This is a genomic window from Acetobacterium sp. MES1 (genome assembly GCF_002237635.1).
GTDB lineage: Bacteria > Bacillota > Clostridia > Eubacteriales > Eubacteriaceae > Acetobacterium > Acetobacterium wieringae.
This window is the reverse complement of the sequence record NZ_MJUY01000023.1, coordinates 1-17,276: the sequence shown is the minus strand read 5'-3', so window position 1 is coordinate 17,276 and position 17,276 is coordinate 1. Positions and strand designations below refer to the sequence as shown.

The 17,276-nt window shown below is 49.1% G+C and carries 15 protein-coding genes and 1 riboswitch; of the genes, 11 read left to right on the top strand and 4 right to left on the bottom strand.

The window, feature by feature from the left end; all coding sequences use genetic code 11:
* The first annotated feature begins 194 nt into the window (after positions 1-194).
* Together BI182_RS08145 and BI182_RS08140 are read left to right on the top strand one after the other, a co-directional pair.
* Positions 195-2,213, top strand: coding sequence for a GAF domain-containing protein (locus tag BI182_RS08145; protein ID WP_070369808.1), 2,019 nt, complete (start codon positions 195-197; stop codon positions 2,211-2,213).
* Positions 2,206-2,676, top strand: a complete 471-nt coding sequence (locus BI182_RS08140) for an HAD family hydrolase (RefSeq protein ID WP_070369809.1) — start codon at positions 2,206-2,208, stop codon at positions 2,674-2,676. Before BI182_RS08145 ends, BI182_RS08140 begins: the two co-directional genes overlap by 8 nt.
* Before the next feature lie 136 nt (positions 2,677-2,812).
* Here BI182_RS08140 and BI182_RS08135 read toward each other — a convergent pair whose 3' ends face one another.
* Positions 2,813-3,118, bottom strand: a complete 306-nt coding sequence (locus tag BI182_RS08135; RefSeq protein WP_148636497.1) for a zinc ribbon domain-containing protein — start codon at positions 3,116-3,118, stop codon at positions 2,813-2,815.
* Between the two features lie 236 nt (positions 3,119-3,354).
* On the opposite strand from BI182_RS08135, the gene BI182_RS08130 reads away from it, so the two are divergent.
* From BI182_RS08130 to BI182_RS08095, 8 genes are all read left to right on the top strand, one after another.
* Positions 3,355-4,212: a proline iminopeptidase-family hydrolase gene (locus BI182_RS08130; protein WP_286806762.1), complete on the top strand. Its 858-nt coding sequence runs from the start codon at positions 3,355-3,357 to the stop codon at positions 4,210-4,212.
* 97 nt (positions 4,213-4,309) lie between these two features.
* On the top strand, positions 4,310-4,864 hold the full coding sequence (locus tag BI182_RS08125) for a glycerol-3-phosphate responsive antiterminator (protein WP_070369812.1): 555 nt from the start codon (positions 4,310-4,312) through the stop codon (positions 4,862-4,864).
* A 300-nt stretch (positions 4,865-5,164) separates the two neighbouring features.
* Positions 5,165-6,664: an FGGY-family carbohydrate kinase gene (locus BI182_RS08120; RefSeq protein ID WP_250932669.1), complete on the top strand. Its 1,500-nt coding sequence runs from the start codon at positions 5,165-5,167 to the stop codon at positions 6,662-6,664.
* A gap of 328 nt (positions 6,665-6,992) precedes the next feature.
* Positions 6,993-7,751, top strand: a complete 759-nt coding sequence (locus BI182_RS08115) for an SDR family NAD(P)-dependent oxidoreductase (protein ID WP_148636499.1) — start codon at positions 6,993-6,995, stop codon at positions 7,749-7,751.
* Positions 7,752-7,974: 223 nt separating this feature from the next.
* Positions 7,975-9,432, top strand: coding sequence for an NAD(P)/FAD-dependent oxidoreductase (locus BI182_RS08110; protein WP_286806757.1), 1,458 nt, complete (start codon positions 7,975-7,977; stop codon positions 9,430-9,432).
* Positions 9,429-10,721, top strand: a complete 1,293-nt coding sequence (locus BI182_RS08105) for an NAD(P)/FAD-dependent oxidoreductase (protein ID WP_070369816.1) — start codon at positions 9,429-9,431, stop codon at positions 10,719-10,721. The genes BI182_RS08110 and BI182_RS08105 overlap by 4 nt, the downstream gene beginning before the upstream one ends.
* Positions 10,718-11,149 (top strand): DUF1667 domain-containing protein, encoded by a 432-nt coding sequence (locus BI182_RS08100; RefSeq protein WP_286806754.1) that lies wholly within the window; start codon positions 10,718-10,720, stop codon positions 11,147-11,149. Before BI182_RS08105 ends, BI182_RS08100 begins: the two co-directional genes overlap by 4 nt.
* Entirely contained in the window at positions 11,139-11,999 is an 861-nt protein-coding gene (locus tag BI182_RS08095; RefSeq protein WP_286806752.1) for a class II fructose-bisphosphate aldolase, read from the top strand. The genes BI182_RS08100 and BI182_RS08095 overlap by 11 nt, the downstream gene beginning before the upstream one ends.
* Positions 12,000-12,273: 274 nt before the next feature.
* Here the strand turns inward: BI182_RS08095 and BI182_RS08090 are convergent, their stop codons facing one another.
* From BI182_RS08090 to BI182_RS08080, 3 genes are all read right to left on the bottom strand, one after another.
* Positions 12,274-12,612 (bottom strand): hypothetical protein, encoded by a 339-nt coding sequence (locus tag BI182_RS08090; RefSeq protein ID WP_286806751.1) that lies wholly within the window; start codon positions 12,610-12,612, stop codon positions 12,274-12,276.
* Positions 12,613-12,674: 62 nt separating this feature from the next.
* Positions 12,675-12,758, bottom strand: a riboswitch (cyclic di-GMP riboswitch).
* A gap of 76 nt (positions 12,759-12,834) precedes the next feature.
* Positions 12,835-14,862, bottom strand: a complete 2,028-nt coding sequence (locus BI182_RS08085; protein WP_286806749.1) for a sensor domain-containing diguanylate cyclase — start codon at positions 14,860-14,862, stop codon at positions 12,835-12,837.
* Between the two features lie 116 nt (positions 14,863-14,978).
* Positions 14,979-15,668: a 3'-5' exonuclease gene (locus tag BI182_RS08080; RefSeq protein ID WP_286806747.1), complete on the bottom strand. Its 690-nt coding sequence runs from the start codon at positions 15,666-15,668 to the stop codon at positions 14,979-14,981.
* A gap of 685 nt (positions 15,669-16,353) precedes the next feature.
* On the opposite strand from BI182_RS08080, the gene BI182_RS08075 reads away from it, so the two are divergent.
* Entirely contained in the window at positions 16,354-16,812 is a 459-nt protein-coding gene (locus BI182_RS08075) for a PH domain-containing protein (protein WP_286806746.1), read from the top strand.
* The last annotated feature ends 464 nt before the right edge of the window (positions 16,813-17,276 follow it).

Here is a 17,276-nt window from a genome sequence, read left to right as displayed (position 1 = left end):
GGTTTTTGGGCTATCAGTGGTAGTATCACTGACGATGACGTAATGATACTACATATCAGCTCTTTTGTCAGTTGCAAATGCAACATATATTAAAAAAAATTAAATTAATTTATGTTGAGACGAGGCAATCACGTCTTTTATTCCGAAACTGATTATGATATCATTTGACAATAAGCAATGAAAAGAGGAATATCATGAGCCTAAAAATGAGCAACCTGCTGGATGTGGAAAAATATCTGTTACTGGAACTGGTTTATTTTCATTTACCGCCGGAGCACAAAAACCGGATTAGCCGTGAAGCCCCGATGAAGCTGGACGAGTATATCGACCTGGTGGAATACTGTGGTTACTCGGTGTATCCTGGCTTTATCAGCTGTTCAGCAAATGGCTATCAATATAAAAAACGCCGGCAGGCTCATTTTAAACGAATCTTTGCATCCAGTGAGAATCTTGATGACGTTGTGATAACGGGTTATGTCAATGATAATTATGGCCGCTTTGGCAACACGACTGACAAAAATAAAACCAGCTTTGTGGGCCTCGCCCTGGCTGACCAGGACAATAATGGGGCTGTAGTTTTCAGTGGCTGCGAGCAGATGTATCCCAGTAGCATTGTGTTGGACTGGGGCGGATGCCTGATTGCCTCGCTGGGTGTGGTTACTTCACACCATCATCAGGCCATGAACTTTTACGACCATTACATGGCCGGAATCCTCGGTGAACGCAATATCCTGGGACATTCCAAAGGCGGCAATCTGGCGACCTATGTTTATATCAACCGCCTTGACCAAAACACCCGGGCCTACTGTGTTAACGCCCAGCCCTACTGCTGGTATACCATGAATGATACTCAGAAGGAAGCTCTGAAGACGGACCGTTTTGAGTACATTGTTCATCAGAATGATCCCACCCGCAAGGCCAGTTATGTTTCTTATATCAGCCGGACGGCCCCCCTTAATCGCTATGCATCCCGGCGTTTTATTGATATTCACGGCTTTGCTGAGGTGAAATTTGACGAATTTGGAAATCTCGAAGGGGCCCGGGTTATCCGGGAAACCGCCAGCCAGCTGAAATCCCGGCTGTTTCATGACTATGCCGCCGAAAAGCGACTGACTCATGACGAATGCATGGCCCGCTTTCAGGAAAAACTTTCCGAAATCACCTCGCTGCCGCGGCTGTTCAGCACCACCCTGGACGAGATCCTGCTGGTCACCGAAGCCCGGGTGGCGATAATCTGGTTAAAGGATGAAGATGACCGGGGCCCTTTTATTTATCCGCTGATTATTAAGAGTCCCGGGGCGGAGGATCTCTATCAGCTGAAACTGCGGCCAGGCCAGGGGATTGCCGCCCAATCCGTTTTTGAGGGATTGCCACTGTATATCAGAGATTCCCGACATTATCGGCTGCCAGTTGCTAGTTTGAACCGGGTCTTGGGCCTGACCATCACCTCCGAGATTGCGGTGCCGCTGGGGATTGATGAAGCTGATGTATTTGGCGCCCTGGAATTGGTCAACAAGCTGGACGGGGTCTTTTCACTGGAAGATTTTGCGCTGGTCAATGAGATGACCCTGGCGATGCTGGATTTGTTTAAAAAATCTGGACAGTCGCTGGACAGTTACCGGGATTTTTCGTTGCTGCAGATCCGTAAAGGTGGCCAGCGGATCTTTGCGGTCGAAAAAAACGGTTTTAAGGAAAAAACCTTTGGCTCCCAGACTGACAAGAATGCTTTTCTAAAAAAGATATCAGGTCTGTCGTTGGAACCCAACGAACGGTTGATTTTTAACCGGATCACCTTTACCTGCGACAAACCGGAGCAGTTAAAGCGATTACGGCGGCAGGAGTATGCCGTTATCTTTGAGCACCCTCAGCTGCGGCAGGCCAGAACCCGGGTCAGCACGGTGCTGATGAGGCTATTGCTCCAGCTCCGGGAAAACCGGGTAAATCTCAGTATGGTGGCTAAAATGATGGGGCTTGATGATAAACTGAAAACCCGGATCATCGATCTCAGCGAAGCCGAATACATCCGGCTGGAGTATGGCATGGCCCGGATCCGGCGGCCTAAACTGATCATCGTCAATCCCCCACCCCGGGGACTCAACCCCGCAGCTTATCAGGTTATGTGTAACCGACTCAAAAAAGACTGCCAAAAGAAAGCGGTGACGGTGATTGTTTTAAATGTAGATAACGAAAACAACGAGGTGAAAAATGATTAATCTGGAAATTCCTGGTCATGAGACCATGGTGGTCGAACATGTGACCTTTGATTATAATGGCACCCTGGCGGTCGATGGCTATCTGGTGGCGGGGCTCAAAGAACGGTTGGTGGCTTTGGCGGAATTGGTAGAGGTGCATATTCTCACTGCCGATACCTTTGGGTTGGTACGTGAGCAATGCGGTGATCTGCCGGTGACGATTGAGATTTTTACCAGGGACAATATTGCCCAAAAGAAAAAGGCCTTTGTTGAGGCGCTTGGCGGTGCGACCAATGTTGCCATCGGCAATGGCAACAATGATCGGGAAATGTTTGCGGTCAGTCAACTGGCGATTGTGGTGATGGGAGAAGAAGGCTGTTGTGTGAAGTCCCTGCTAGCAGCGGATATCGCTGTAAATAGCCCATTGGATGCGCTTGATTTGCTGTTGAACAAGGATCGGATCGTGGCGACCCTGCGGACTTGAACACATGATGACAAAATCCCTTATCTATTTTCAGAACCAAAACAAGACCTGAAAATACGGAGTGGCTTTTCAGGTCTGTTTGCTGTTAAGGCTTAGATCAGTGCGGTCAGACAATTGCAGCTTGCGGAAATCGCATTTAGGGACTGACTTTCTGACCGCAGTTTAAGCAGAATTTCGAGTCGGCGGCCAGGATCGTACCACAGTTGCTGCAGTGCAGGGCTTCAGTTTGTTTGAACCCGCATTCCGGGCAAAATTTGGAGTGCGAAGGAATCACCATTTTGCAGTGACTGCAAACCATGGTGTCCTGATGAACAGCAGTCTGCGACTGATTCAGGCCCGCTTTCAAGGCATCTTCATCTTCAATGAAATCTAAAATACTTCCGACGACACCATGATGGTGATCATGTCTACGATAATCATTATCATCGTATGAATGGCTCATGTTTACACCTCTATTAATTATAAAATTGATATGGCTATAATGTATAATCCTTTCACGGGATTGTAAAGGCGTAGAATGAAAATGACCAAAAATACGCCATTAAGCGATGGGATTGATAGCTCAAATTGTTAGTATGATAAAAAAAACGGGTAATGCGTAAGTAAAAGCCTAAAACAGCTATCAAACGCAAGACCTTTTTCCAGGATAAACACAAAATAGAATTGAGGAGAATTATGATGAGAGAAGATTATATCAATTATCAGGGCAAGAAAATCTGGTATTCCGCTTATGGCGAGTCGTTACAGCAGACGCCGCTACTGGTGGTTCATGGGGGGCCGGGATTTTTAAGTATCCCGGACGTGCTGGCTGACTTCAGTGACGAGCGGCCGGTCTATTTTTATGACCAATTGGGCTGCGGAAACTCGGACAAAGCTGATCAGCCCGATGATTATTGCATGGAGTACTTCGTCTCCGAGCTTGATGCGGTGATTCAGGGCTTGCAGCTCAGCAAGGTGATTTTATTGGGGTTGTCCTGGGGGTGTGGGCTCAGTGTTGCCTATATGCTGGATAAAAAGCCGCAGTTTGTTACTGCGCTGATTCTTTCGGCGCCCTATCTGAGCACCCCGCTGTGGGAGGAATGTGCCATCGAAAACATTTCCAACCTGCCCGAAGCGATCCAAAAGATCATCGTTGCCGCCGAAAAAAATCAGCAGTTTGGTGCCGACTATGAGATGGCCACTGGCGTTTATTACCAAAAATACCTCTGTCGCCTGGAGCCCTGGCCGGATAGCGTGATGGCATCATTTGGTAAACTGAATATGGATGTTTATCTACCGATGTGGGGCCCCAGCGAATTCACGGTTAACGGTAAACTCAAACAGTTTGACCTGATGCCCCGGCTACACGAAATCCCGGTGCCGGTGCTCTTGACCTGTGGCGACAACGATGAAGCCGGGGTCAAAATGGTGAAGGATTTTCAAATGGCCTTTCCCCAGGGGGCGATGGCGGTGATTCCCGGTGCGGCCCATCTCCATCATATTGAACAGCCGCTTATTTACAAAACGATTGTCCGGGAGTTTTTAAGCGATAAGTAGCGCCAGGAAATTATGCCACTCAATCAGGGTCGCCGCTTAAAAAAAAGTTGACGGTTTTATTCCCCTTGTGCTATGATCTAGACAATGAGGAGAGCAAATGAGTTGGATTGATTTTTCAGAATTTCAGGTGATCCCTTCGATTCGTCGCTTGGGTGATCTGGAAATTGCCCTAAACAGCGAGGCCCAGGTTATTTTACTGACCGAAGCCCATATTGCCAATCTCCAGGAGCTGGTCAAGCTGGTTCACGCTAAGGATAAAAAAGCCCTGGTTAATCTGGAATTACTGGGTGGTTTTGGCAAAGACCAGGTTGGCATGAAGCTATTAAAAAACTATTATCATGTCGATGGGGTGATGTCAACCGACAGTGGCAAGCTGGGGATGGCCAAACAATGCGGTCTGGTAACCTTTCAACGATTTTTTCTGCATGATTCACGCTCGTTTGAGACAGCCCTTAAAATCATAGATTGTTCCCGGGTTGACGGCGCTGAGCTGCTACCGGCAGTGATGGCCCTGGATTGTTATCAAAAACTGATGACGGTGGCCAAAATTCCCTTATTGGCCGGTGGTTTTATCCGTGACCGGAAGATGATGGACAAGATCAAAGGCTGCGGCTTTAAAGGTTTGACGGTTAGCGACAAGTCACTGTGGTAGGTTGGCGATGAATTTATAATAAAACAGAATAGCATGTGCCGGATGGTAATTGTGTGAGTCCTGCTTAATAAATGTGATGATATGTCGCATTTATTAAGCAGGACTTTTTTTCGTAAGCAGGGGGATGTCGGCGGTCAATGATCCCTACGAACCGATGATCGACTACGCTGTAAAGTATCAACAAAAGCGGCGGGCATCATAATGTTCGGGCAAGGGTCTGATTTTTTGGTCATTGTCAATCGCTCGAAACGTCGAACACTAACTCGTTTAAAATTCAAAAAATACATTGGAGGTAACAAAATGGGTAAATATTTATTGGGTCTGGACAATGGCGGCACGATGATTAAGGCTGCGCTTTATGATTTAAAAGGCAATGAGGTAGCCATTTCCAGTTCTAAAACGGTGATGTACCAGCCGCAACCGGGCTTTACTGAGCGCAATGTCGAAGAAATGTGGCAGGCCAATGTCACTGCCATCAAAGGGGTGATTGCCAAAGCTGGCATTGACGGCAGTGAGATCATCGGCCTTGCGGCCACCGGTCATGGCAATGGCCTCTATCTGGTTCGGGCGGATGGTAGCCAGACGACCAACGGGATGATCTCCACCGATGTCCGGGGTCGTGAATACGTGATCAAATGGCAAAACGACGGCACCCACGACAAGATCTTACCGAAAACGATGCAGAGCGTCTTTGCCGGACAGCCGACCACGCTATTGCGCTGGTTTATTGATCATCAGCCCGAAGTGCTTGAGGAAACCCGCTGGATCTTTATGTGCAAGGACTACATCCGTTTCCGCTTAACCGGCGAAGCCTATGGGGAAATTGCCGATATGTCCGGTTCCAGCCTGATGAATGTTAGAGACGTTAAATACGATCGGGAGCTGCTTCGTGATATGGGGCTGGAAAGCATTTATGATAAATTGCCGCCACTGCGATATTCCGGCGAAGTCTGCGGCACCATCACCAAAGAAGTAGCCGCACTGACTGGTCTGGCTGAAGGCACGCCAGTGGCCGGGGGCTGCATGGATATTCATGCCTCAGCGATGGCCGTGGGGATCACTGATGAAGATAAGCTGTGCGTGGTGGCCGGCACCTGGAGCATTAACGAATATATCAGCAAGCAGCCGGTGGTCGACAAGGATCTCTTTATGACCTCCATTTATCCGATTCCGGGCTATTGGATGATCCTCGAAGGCAGCCCGACCTCGGCCAGCAATCTGGAATGGTTTTTAACTGAAATTCTCCGGGACATTGACTTAAAAGAGCAGGATGTCTATGAGTATTCCAACAATTGTGTCAACTGTGTCGCTGATGAAGATTGCGGTGTGGTTTTCCTGCCCTTTCTCTATGCCAGCAATGTCAACATTAACGCCAAGGCCTGTTTTGTTGGGCTGTCCAGCTACCACAACCGGGACAATATGCTGCGAGCCGTTTATGAAGGGATTGTCTTCAGCCATAAGTATCATATTGAAAAGTTATTGAAATATCGGAAGGCTCCCAAAAGCATCCGGATTGCTGGCGGGGTGGCCAAATCCCGGGTGTGGGTGCAGATGTTTGCCGATATTCTGCAGGTGCCCATCGAAGTCACCGAATGTACCGAGTTGGGGGCCCTGGGTGCGGCCATCTGTGCCGGAGTCGCCACTGGTGCCTACGAAAGCTTCAAGGCGGCTTCGGACGTGATGGTGGAAATTGCCTTTACGGCGGTGCCCAACCCGGATAAACGGGCGATGTACGAAAAGAAGTACAACCGCTACCTGAAGGTCATCAAGGCCCTGGATGGGATCTGGGACGAGTATTAAGATCAGTTCCGCTGAGCTTTGATGTCAGGATGATGCTAAAAGAGACAACGACGAAAACAAGTACCGACCAATTGTTAATCTGTTGTTTGCTGCGGGATCGGACACTAATAAGAAATAGAATTTCTTATTAGTCGCAGGCAGTCGCCAACTACAAGCCAGCTTGTGATTGGCTCGTTGCCTCCGCGCAGGCTATCGCCATGTTCGCCCCGATGCAAACAACATGATGTAACAATTGTCGGTACGGTTCGTTGCTTTGTTTTAAGAATTATTCAAATAACATCAAAGCAAGTTACTGATTTGGATGGCTGAGTGAAGATTGGAGATTAAAATGGATTTGAAACTTAACGGAAAAAACGCGATCATTACCGGGGGTTCCCGGGGGGTGGGCCGGGCGATTGCGCTGGGCTTGGCGGCGGAAGGGGTTAATGTGGTAGTCACAGCCCGGAAATCGTCGAAAGAATTATTGGAAGTGGTGGAAGAAGCCAAATCGATGGGGGTAAAAGCCTATCCTTTGGGGGCAAATATGAATAATGCCGATGATGTCCAGGTGATGATGAAGGAGGCCGAAGCACTGTTGGGGGATCTGGATATTCTGATCAACAACGCCGGGATCTGGCTGACCGGCTGGATTCAGGATATTCCCTTATCGGATTGGGAAGAGACCATGGATGTCAATCTGACAGCACCCTTTCTGACCTCTCAGTATTTTGCTAAAATCAATCTGGCCAGGCAGCGGCCCGGGCGGATCATCAACATTAATTCCCAGGCGGCCTTTAACGGTTCCACCACCGGCCATGCTCATTACGCTGCCAGCAAAGCCGGGATGGTGGCCCTGACCATTTCGATGGCCCGGGAACTATCGTCCTATGGGATTACTGTTAACGGCATCGCCCTGGGGGTGGTGTATACCGACATGATCCGGGATAAGATTGCCGCTAACCCCGGCTATTACGAAAGTCGGATTCCCATCGGGCGGGTCGCCCAGCCGGAAGATATCGCCAATATCGTCGTCTTTATGGCCTCCGAACCGGCGTCTTACCTCACTGGTACTACCATCGACGCCACTGGCGGAATGTTGATGCGGTAGCCATTATCTGCGGATGGGCGAACACGGTTCGCCACTACGAACCAGAATTTGCAGTGACGTAAAAAACTCACCAGCTGCGTTACGCATTATCTTGTAGGGGCGAATAGTATTCGCCCGAAACGTTGATCACCAACCAAATGAATGCGGTTGGGTACAACCCGTCGATACGAACCAAAATAAACAACGGCACAAAATACTCACACCACTAACGAAAGGAAATCACATGAATCATTATGACATCATCATCATTGGCGGCGGTATTACCGGTACCGCCATTGCCCATGAGTGTTCAAAATATCAATTGACGGCAGCGCTGCTGGAGCGGGGCACCGATATCGGGATCGGGGCCACCAAAGGAAATGGCGGGGTGGTTCACCCGGGTTATGATCCCACCCCAGGGAGTCTGAAAGCGAAGATCAATGTCCGGGGCGCCAACCGCTATCCGCAGCTGGCCCGGGACCTGAACTTTGGCATCATCAATCCGGGAATCTTTGTGATCGGCTTTAGTGATGCCGATGAGGCGGTGCTAAAACACAAACTGGATTTCGGCATCAAAAACGGGGTTAAAGATCTGGCGATTATTGATGCCGTGCAGATGCGCAACCGTGAGCCCCAGCTGGCCACCACTGCCAGACATGCGCTCTACGCCCCGACGGCTACTGTGGTTGATCCGTTTGAGGTGGCCATTGCTTTTGCTGAAAATGCCAAAGCCAACGGCGTCGAGATTCTGACCAGTCAGCCAGTTACCGCCATTAAAAAAAGAACGGACGGCAATTTTCTGCTGAACACCCCCGATCAGCAATTTACCTGTACTTATATCGTCAACGCCGCCGGTAATCATGCCGATGATGTGGCCAGGCTGGCCGGGATCGCTGAATACCAGATGAAACCCCGCCATGGCGATTTGCTGGTGTTGGATAAGGACATGGTTAATAAGCCCAAAACGGTGATGTTTCCCTGTCCCGGGCCGGACACCAAGGGGATTGCCTGCATACCTACGGTGCATGGTAACACCATCGTTGGTTCCACGGCCACGATGTTGGATGACAAGGAAGCCGTCAACAATTATGCGCCGGGGATTCAGGCTCTGATTGACGGGGTTCACAAGATTTTGCCAGAACTCGACGCCGCTAAGATCATCCGCACCTTTGCCGGGTTGCGGCCGGTGGTGCTGGACAACAACAATGATTTTTACATTGCCGAATCCCCGACGGTTAAAGGTTTTATCCATGCGGCTGGAATTCAGTCTCCGGGGGTGGCCTCGGCCCCGGCGATTGCCGAGCTAGTTCGGGATCTGCTGGATAATGCCGGGTTGGAAATGGTGCCTAAAGCGGATTATAATCCCTATCGGGAGAAACTGACGGTTTTTACGGAGCTGTCGCTTGCTGAACAGGATGCGCTAATTAATGAGCATCCCGCCTATGGTCGGATTGTTTGCCGCTGCGAAACGGTGACAGAAGGTGAGATTGTCGATGCCATTCACGGAGCCATTCCGGCCCACACCCTGGATGCGATTAAGCGCCGGACCCGGGCGGGGATGGGCCGTTGTCAGGGTGGTTTCTGCCAGTATAAGGTGATTGCGATTCTGGCCCGGGAGCTGGGCCTGTCGGCGGATGCCATCTGTCTTGAAGATGCCGGCTCGCAACTGCTTTGCGGGGCAGTCAAGGGAGGTGCGAAATGAAACAGTTAGACTACGACGTGGTGGTCATCGGCGGCGGCCCGGCCGGCATGGCGGCAGCTCTGAAAGCCAACGAAAAGGGCGCCACCGTGGCGATAATCGAACGCAACGACGAGTTGGGGGGGATTCTCAATCAGTGTATTCACAGCGGTTTTGGCCTCAGTTATTTCAAGCAGGAGTTAACCGGCCCGGAATACGCCGAGCTGTTTATTAACCGGGTGAAGGATAGCGATATTGATGTTTATCTGAACACCATGGTTATCGATTTAGCACCAGACCACCGGATCACCGCAGTCAATCAAGACGGCATGCTGGTTCTGGCAGCCGGGGCGATTGTGCTGGCAATGGGCTGTCGCGAACGAACCCGGGGGGCGATTAAGATTCCCGGCTCCCGACCGGCCGGAGTGCTGACCGCCGGGCTGGCCCAGCGTTATGTCAACATTGAAAACCGCAAACCAGGCGAACGCATTGTTATTCTCGGTTCCGGCGACATCGGCCTGATCATGGCCCGACGGCTGACCCTGGAAGGGATGCAGGTGCTGGGGGTTTACGAGTTGATGCCCTATGCCAACGGCCTATACCGGAACATCAAAAATTGCCTCGACGATTTTGATATCCCCCTGCATCTGTCAACCACGGTAACAAATATCATCGGCTACCCGCATCTGGAAGCAGTCGAGGTGGCTAAGGTTGATGAGAACTTTGCGGTGATTGACGAGACCCGGGAAGTGATTGCCTGTGATACCCTGTTGCTGTCGATTGGTCTGATTCCCGAGAATGAGCTGTCGCAAAATTCCGGAGTCAGCCTCAATCCCCGGACCAACGGTCCGCTGGTTGATGAAGAGCTGGCCACCGACCAACCGGGAATCTTTGCCTGTGGCAATGTTCTCCACGTTCACGATCTGGTCGACAATGTGACCCTGGAAGCTGAACAGGCCGGAACCGCTGCCGCAGTCTATGCGTTAGAGCAAAAGGCGGCGGTCAGCGAAAACAGGCCGGCCGAAAATAAAGCAACGATCACAATCAGTCCCGGCGAAAATGTCGGCTATACCGTACCGGCCAAGCTGACCATTCCGCCACAAAAGCCAATCCGGATTTTATTCCGGGTCCGAACACCTCTGGATCAGGCTGCAGTCGTGATTCACACCGGTACAGAAATCTTTTACCAGGGTAAAGTCCAGGCCTATAAACCCAGTGTGATGGAGGCAGTAGCCTTGCATCCGGAAGAACTCAACCGTCTAAACGAGTCCGACGAACCCATCACCGTATCAGTTCGAGAGGTAAAAAAATGAGACAGAAAAACATGAAACAGCAAGAAAAAATGATTAAAGAATCCGATAAAACAGCGATCAAAGTTTGCTGTACCACCTGTCCTCAGGAATGTGTGATCACGGTTTCTCTAGCAGATGGGGTAATCGACAGGGTAGAGGGACAAGGCTGTAAACGGGGCAAAAAATTTGCCGAAAAAGAGTTAACAAACCCGGAAAGAACTTTAACCACTACGATACTGGTGGAATATGGAGACAAGGTTTATCTACTGCCAGTCAAAACGGCTGACCCGATTCCTAAAAAAGATCTGGCGATGGCCATGAATGTCATCCGCAAAGCCAGACTCATCGGGCCTTGTCAGATGGGGGATGTGGTCATCTCAAACATCTGCGGTACCGGGGTGGATGTGGTGGCCTGCCGGAGTATTAAGGAGGAGAATCATGCGTGTTAATCTGACGACGATTTTAAAGCAGGCTCAGGCTGACGGAACAGGGGTGGGAGCTTTTAACACCCCTAATCTGGAAAGCGTCCGGGCGGTGATCGCAGCGGCCGAAGCCGCAAACCAGCCAGTGATCATCATGCATGCCCAGATCCATGAAAGCCTGATTCCCCTGGAAGTCATCGGCCCGGTGATGATCCGGCTGGCCGACCAGGCCCGGGTGGATGTCTGTGTCCATCTCGATCACGGTGAAGACCTGGGCTATCTGCTTCATGCCATGAAAATGGGTTTCACCTCGGTGATGTATGACGGGTCAAGACTGCCCTATGCAGAAAATTTGAGCAACACCCGGGAAATTGTCCGGGTGGCCCATTATCTCGGCGTTTCGGTGGAAGCTGAGTTGGGCCGGGTATTGCGGCCGGAAGGTGGCGGGGCTGCTGATCCCGAAGAAAAAGAGCTGACTCCGGCAGCATGCTACACCGATCCCGAGCAGGCCAGCGACTTTGTAGAGGCTACCGGAGTGGATGCCCTGGCGATTGCCTTTGGTACCGCCCACGGTCTTTACGAGGCCGAACCCTGTCTCGATTTTGAGCGGATCGCCGCCATTCATCAGCAGGTGGATGTCCCATTGGTGATGCACGGCGGTTCGGGAGTCAGTGATAGCGACTTCCGCCAGGCCATTGCTGCCGGGATCACCAAAATCAATTATTTTACCTACATGTCGCTGGCTGGGGGGCAGGCTGTCAAAACCTGGTTTGAACAGCAGCCCGGCCAGGTGCTGCGCTTTGATGAGATTGCAAAGATTGGCCAGGCGGCCATGCAGGCCGATGTGATCCGGGCTATCAAGGTGTTTCAGGGTTAACGCAATCATCTAAAGACTTGGTGGTGAATAATAATAAAAAAATCATTTGGTGTAAATAGCGCAGTTTAAAAAAAAACGGTAAGCTCCCATCAAATGGTTTTTTATTGTAGCGAATATTATTACCCTCAAAAAGGATTCAAATACGATCGAAAAATTACACAAAAAAAGGCCAACCTGAACTGAGTGCTCAGGCTAGTCAAAGAAGAAGAAAATTTATCTCAGCAAAATTGCTTTTGCCAGATATCTGAATTAAACAATGATTCAGATGAAACGATTAAACAACTGGTTCCAGTTCCGGGACAACGGGGTCGGGAGTCAGTTCAATGACCGGGATTTCAGCGACCGGATCGGTGGTGCCATCGTCAACCGGTGTGGTGACAGGATCAGTAACGGTCGGGTCACTGCTGTCGGGGCTTTCGGGTTCGACTGGATTGACAACCGGAACGTCTACTGGAGCTGGAGCCGGGGCGACAACGGTTTCCTTTTTGGGAGGCGGATTGCTGTTGCCTTTGTCAGCATTCTTCGGGGCTGCCAGCGCCGTAGCGGGGGCAGAAAGGGCCAGCGCCAGGACCAAAACGAGAAACAATCTTTTTTCATAAAAGACTTCTTTCAATTGATCTCCATTAAAAAAACTGTACGCCTAAAAAGGCATACAGTTAAAGACCCTGCGCCCTCTTCGGCAACCCGGCTGTCGTAGCAAAATGCCTTAGACCCGTGGCTTTGCGTCCCTGACTTTCACCAGGTTTGCCATTATCGGAGATATTTGATTTTATTATAAATCAGATCGCAAGCGATTGCAAGGGATAATTCAAGGTTTTGAATATAGTTAATTTGATTAAGATTTTTCGGTCCGCAAAATGGTGTTGCGGCCCTGTTTTTTAGCCTGATAGAGGAGCCGGTCGGCCGTTTCGATCAGCTCGCTGACACTGTTGTGATCCCACTCGGCAATTCCGCCGCTGATGGTCAGCTCGATGCGATCGTGGTAGAAACGGGTATCTTTGATTTTGATCCGGATCCGCTGGGCAATCTGGTAGCCCTCGTTGAGGGTGGTGTCCGGCATCACAATTAGGAACTCTTCGCCGCCATAGCGGCCCAGAAAATCGCTTTTGCGGAGGTTATCCATGATGATCTGGACAGTTTCCACCAGCACCGTATCACCAGCCTGATGGCCAAAGCGGTCGTTGACGGATTTAAAATGATCAAGGTCGATCATCATCACCGAAAAGGTCGAATAAAGTAATGGGGTATTGGCATGGATATCCTCCAGAATGTTAAAGATACAGCCCCGGTTGCAGGCTCCGGTGAGGGCATCGATGGTGGATTGCGTAAGCAGAATCGACTCCTGCTTTTTCAAAAACAGGTTGGATTCTTCCAGTTTTTTTAAGATCTGCTTGGTTTTACTGATGTCTTTTGCGTTTAAGATATAGCCGAGGATTTGCCCATCCTCGCTGCGGTAGGCAGAAATCGAGGCGATTACGGTGGTTTTCTGATGGTTGTCTTTAATCATGGTGCCTTCGATGTTTTCCAGGCGGGGGTTTAAAATCAACTTTGCCTGCAAATCACGCAGGCTGCTACTGCTGTCAAAGATGGTGTCAATCGGGCTACCGACGATTTGGCCACAGTGCTTGCCCAGAAACAGCCTAGTATATTGATTGATCCGGAGGATTTTAAGATCACTATCCATAATAATCAGAATATCACCCACCGAATCGATGACGTTTTCCAGGTAGGTTTTGGTAACCAGGGTCGACTGCAGCTTGGCCGACAGCTCATTAAAGGACTGGGTCAGCTGGCCCAGTTCGTTGCTGCCGGAAACCGGCATGAAAAAATCCAGGTTGGTGCCGGAGACCCCTTTGATCCGGTTGGTCAGGCGGATCAAAGGCTCGGTGATGGAGCGGGTCACCAGGAAATAGATCAGCAGCAGGCTAAAGACGGTGTAAGTCAGAAAGACCAGCAGGGTGGCCATCCGGGTACCGTTGATCTGGCGGATAATATCGTCATACTGATAACGGATGGCAATGACTTTCTGGGAATCGTTCATCCCACCGGGGAAGGTGTTGAGATAAATGTATTCCTGACCAAGCAGACCCAGGTCGCCTGGTGTGATCTGGTTGGTGCCATTACTGATGACGGTATCAATCATGGCGATCCGGGTCGGGTCGGTTTCGGTTTGACCACTACCCAGCATGATGTGGTTTTTGTCATATACAGTGATATCGGCAATAAAAGGGTTATTGTCCTGAACGGTTTTTTCCATATCGGTATAGTTTAGCTGGGTAACATACTGTGACAGTGATCCGGGTGAAATGCCTACCTCCAGGACATAACGATGATCAGCGGTGGGGATATAACCCCACTTGCGCAACTCCCCGGTGATTAAATCGGTGGTGACATGGGAGATTTCCGGATCATGCCCCTGGCGCAGCTCGGTGAGGGTCTTAAAAAAATCCGGCACCGTTTTAAAATCAATGCCCATGGCGCTGGGGAAGGTAGTCCGTATGATGATGCCGTTTTCATCAATGATATAAAGATCCAGATTATTGTGGTAACGGGCTTTGATGGCATCCAGATCGATGGTAGATACGTCACCCTGTTTGGCCGCATATTCGGCATTAAACAGAGTAAGACTTTCGGCCATCATCTCATCATAATAGGTGGACACCAGTTCGTAGCTTTTTTCAGTGCTGATGATGGTGTCAATGATGTTGATCCGGGTCTGGTTGATGGCCAGCTGGGTATTACTAAGAATTCCATTGCGGATGCTGTTGTAGTTGATCATCGCAAAGAGAAAATAGAGCGGTGTAATGATCGCAACCAGGACAATCATCATCGAGTATTTAATGGAAAGATTGCGAAATTTCATAAAGTCCTTCCTTTCATGATCGAAACATCCAGAAAATGCCGTGGTGCTGATTAAAAAAGGGCGGCGGCGCCAAAGCAGCCGTCGCCCTTATTGAGGGGAAAATAGAAAGTTGGCAATCATAGCGAAATCCGGGCAAACTGCTCCCTGCTGGTGGTCAGATGCTGACATTTCTTTTTGTAGGGAGAATGTTTGTGATTAAATTCCCTGGCCAGGATCAGGGTGTTAAGTTCATCCACACAGGTCAGAGAACCCTGATGATATTTCAGGGACTGATAAAGATTATTGCTGACCAGACAGTCGGACAGGGCCCGGTGGGCATTGGTATTCTGAATGGCGCATTTTTCACACAGTGAGGTCAGTTGTGAATTGAGAACCGAACGCTGCCGTTCCCGGAATAATTCCCGGATATCGATAAAATCGTTGGTGAGATCATGATTGATATAAAGTTTACAGTGATCATACAAAAAATTGACATCGGCATTGACCTTATGGCCAATTAAAACAGTGTCACCGATAAACGCAGTAAAGGCATAAAGCACCTCAGTGATGGGGGCCGCATCAACAAGCATGTTATTGGTGATCCCTGTCAGGCTGGTGATATAAGCACTGATGGGGTTGCGGGGTTTACAAAGCATCTGAAAAACCGAAACGATTTTATCATCCCGCACCTTGACGGCGCCGATTTCGATGATTTCGCAGTTTTGGGGGCTGAATCCGGTGGTTTCGATGTCAATAATGACATAATGATCGGGAAAGTCAATCAGGCTGTTGCCTTTTTTTTCTCTCAGGGTTCCATATTTGTTCATTGGTATTCTCCTAACAAGTTACGGTAAAGTGATTCGTTTATTTTGTTATATTTATAACCAATCAGGCGGCGAATAATCATCATGGCAAGACAAAAAAAAAATAATCGTTGCCGATAAAAGTGTGTCAAGCCCAGCAGACCCGGTTTTTTTAGCCGGATGGTCATTAGCTAGGGTAAAATTTAGAGCAATTTTAGCGCACGATTCGCAATGTACAGTTGTGGAAAAGTGGTCACATATTTTGATTAAGAAAGTGTTAAGTCAAAAAAAAGCCGCTGCCGGAAAACAGCAACGCTTCTTTTCGGCACCATTTAAAATGATAAAAATGGGGATTCTTAGCCAATTGTGTGAAAAAAACCGGATTTGCTGTGTGCTGCCCACAACCTTAGTTATTTTACCAAAAAAAAATTCATTGTCAAGGACTTTTCAAGCCCAGCTCAGCAATTTAATTAGAGTATCTAATGACAAGAATTTATCTGTTAATAAGTTTATATTCATGCTATACTAGGGGTGGTCATGAAAACGCCATCACGGTGGCCAGGTTGATCATTATGAAAATGACAGTTCAGCCAGGAAAGAGGTAACCAAAGCAAAAGCGACACAGCGGTTTATTCCTCTCACGAAAGCGGTTATTAATGACGCGAACAGCGTCTTTTATAAAAACTTTATGAGAGGATGGCAAATGGTTATGAGTGTATTGGAAAATGCGTTAGTGACGACCCGTGACGCACACAGTGTCGACAAACAACTTGCGATGTTTCGGGTACGATGTCCACTGCGGGCGGGATGCCCCAATTATGGGGGAATCAAGCGAAAGAAAGAAAAACGGCGTTGTTACGGACGACTTTTTGACCTAGCCGATACCAATGGCGTCGTTTGGCTCCGGTTTCGGTGTCAGCAAAAAAAACAGGTCATGGTTATCCGGCAGATGGGTTCACAAATCCTGTACTGGGACGAGGGCCAAAACGATCCGCACATGGGGCTTCCCTCTGCGTTTACTCCGATCCGATGTCCGGTTTGCGGACGGTGGATACTCGATGTTTATCACGAAACGGGCACTTTCTTACTGGAATTCAAATGCCCAACTCACAAAGCGATTGTCAGCTGGTACCGCGAAAGCCCCGGCTCTGAAAACGACTGTGCGTAAGTATCGGCACAGCGTTCGTTGAAAAAAACCACATTGATCCCACGACTTTATCAATTTAATATAGCATGCAAAAGAAAATATACATACTGAGTTAAACTGGACCAGATGAGTCACTAAACTACCGGATGTTTCTTAAAATAATCGTCAGACGATGACTTTTTTAAGAGCATCCGGTTTTTTGTTGGCGGCCCGGAGATCGATGTGAAAAACCACAAAAAAAGTAGAAAAGAGGAAGAATGATGACACAACAGACAAAAAAACCAATGACGTGTAAGACACTAATCAGTGTGGCACAGCTCGCGGCCTACATTAAGGGGGCCACGACGGTGGCCTTTGATTTAGACTTTAGTCTGTTGAGCACGCAAAACGTGCGAAATAATAAACCACCTGCTATGCGGGTGGTGGGCAAAAGGGTTATACCCAAAAATCACCTTTCCATGTAAGATAGAGATGTTCAGGCTCTA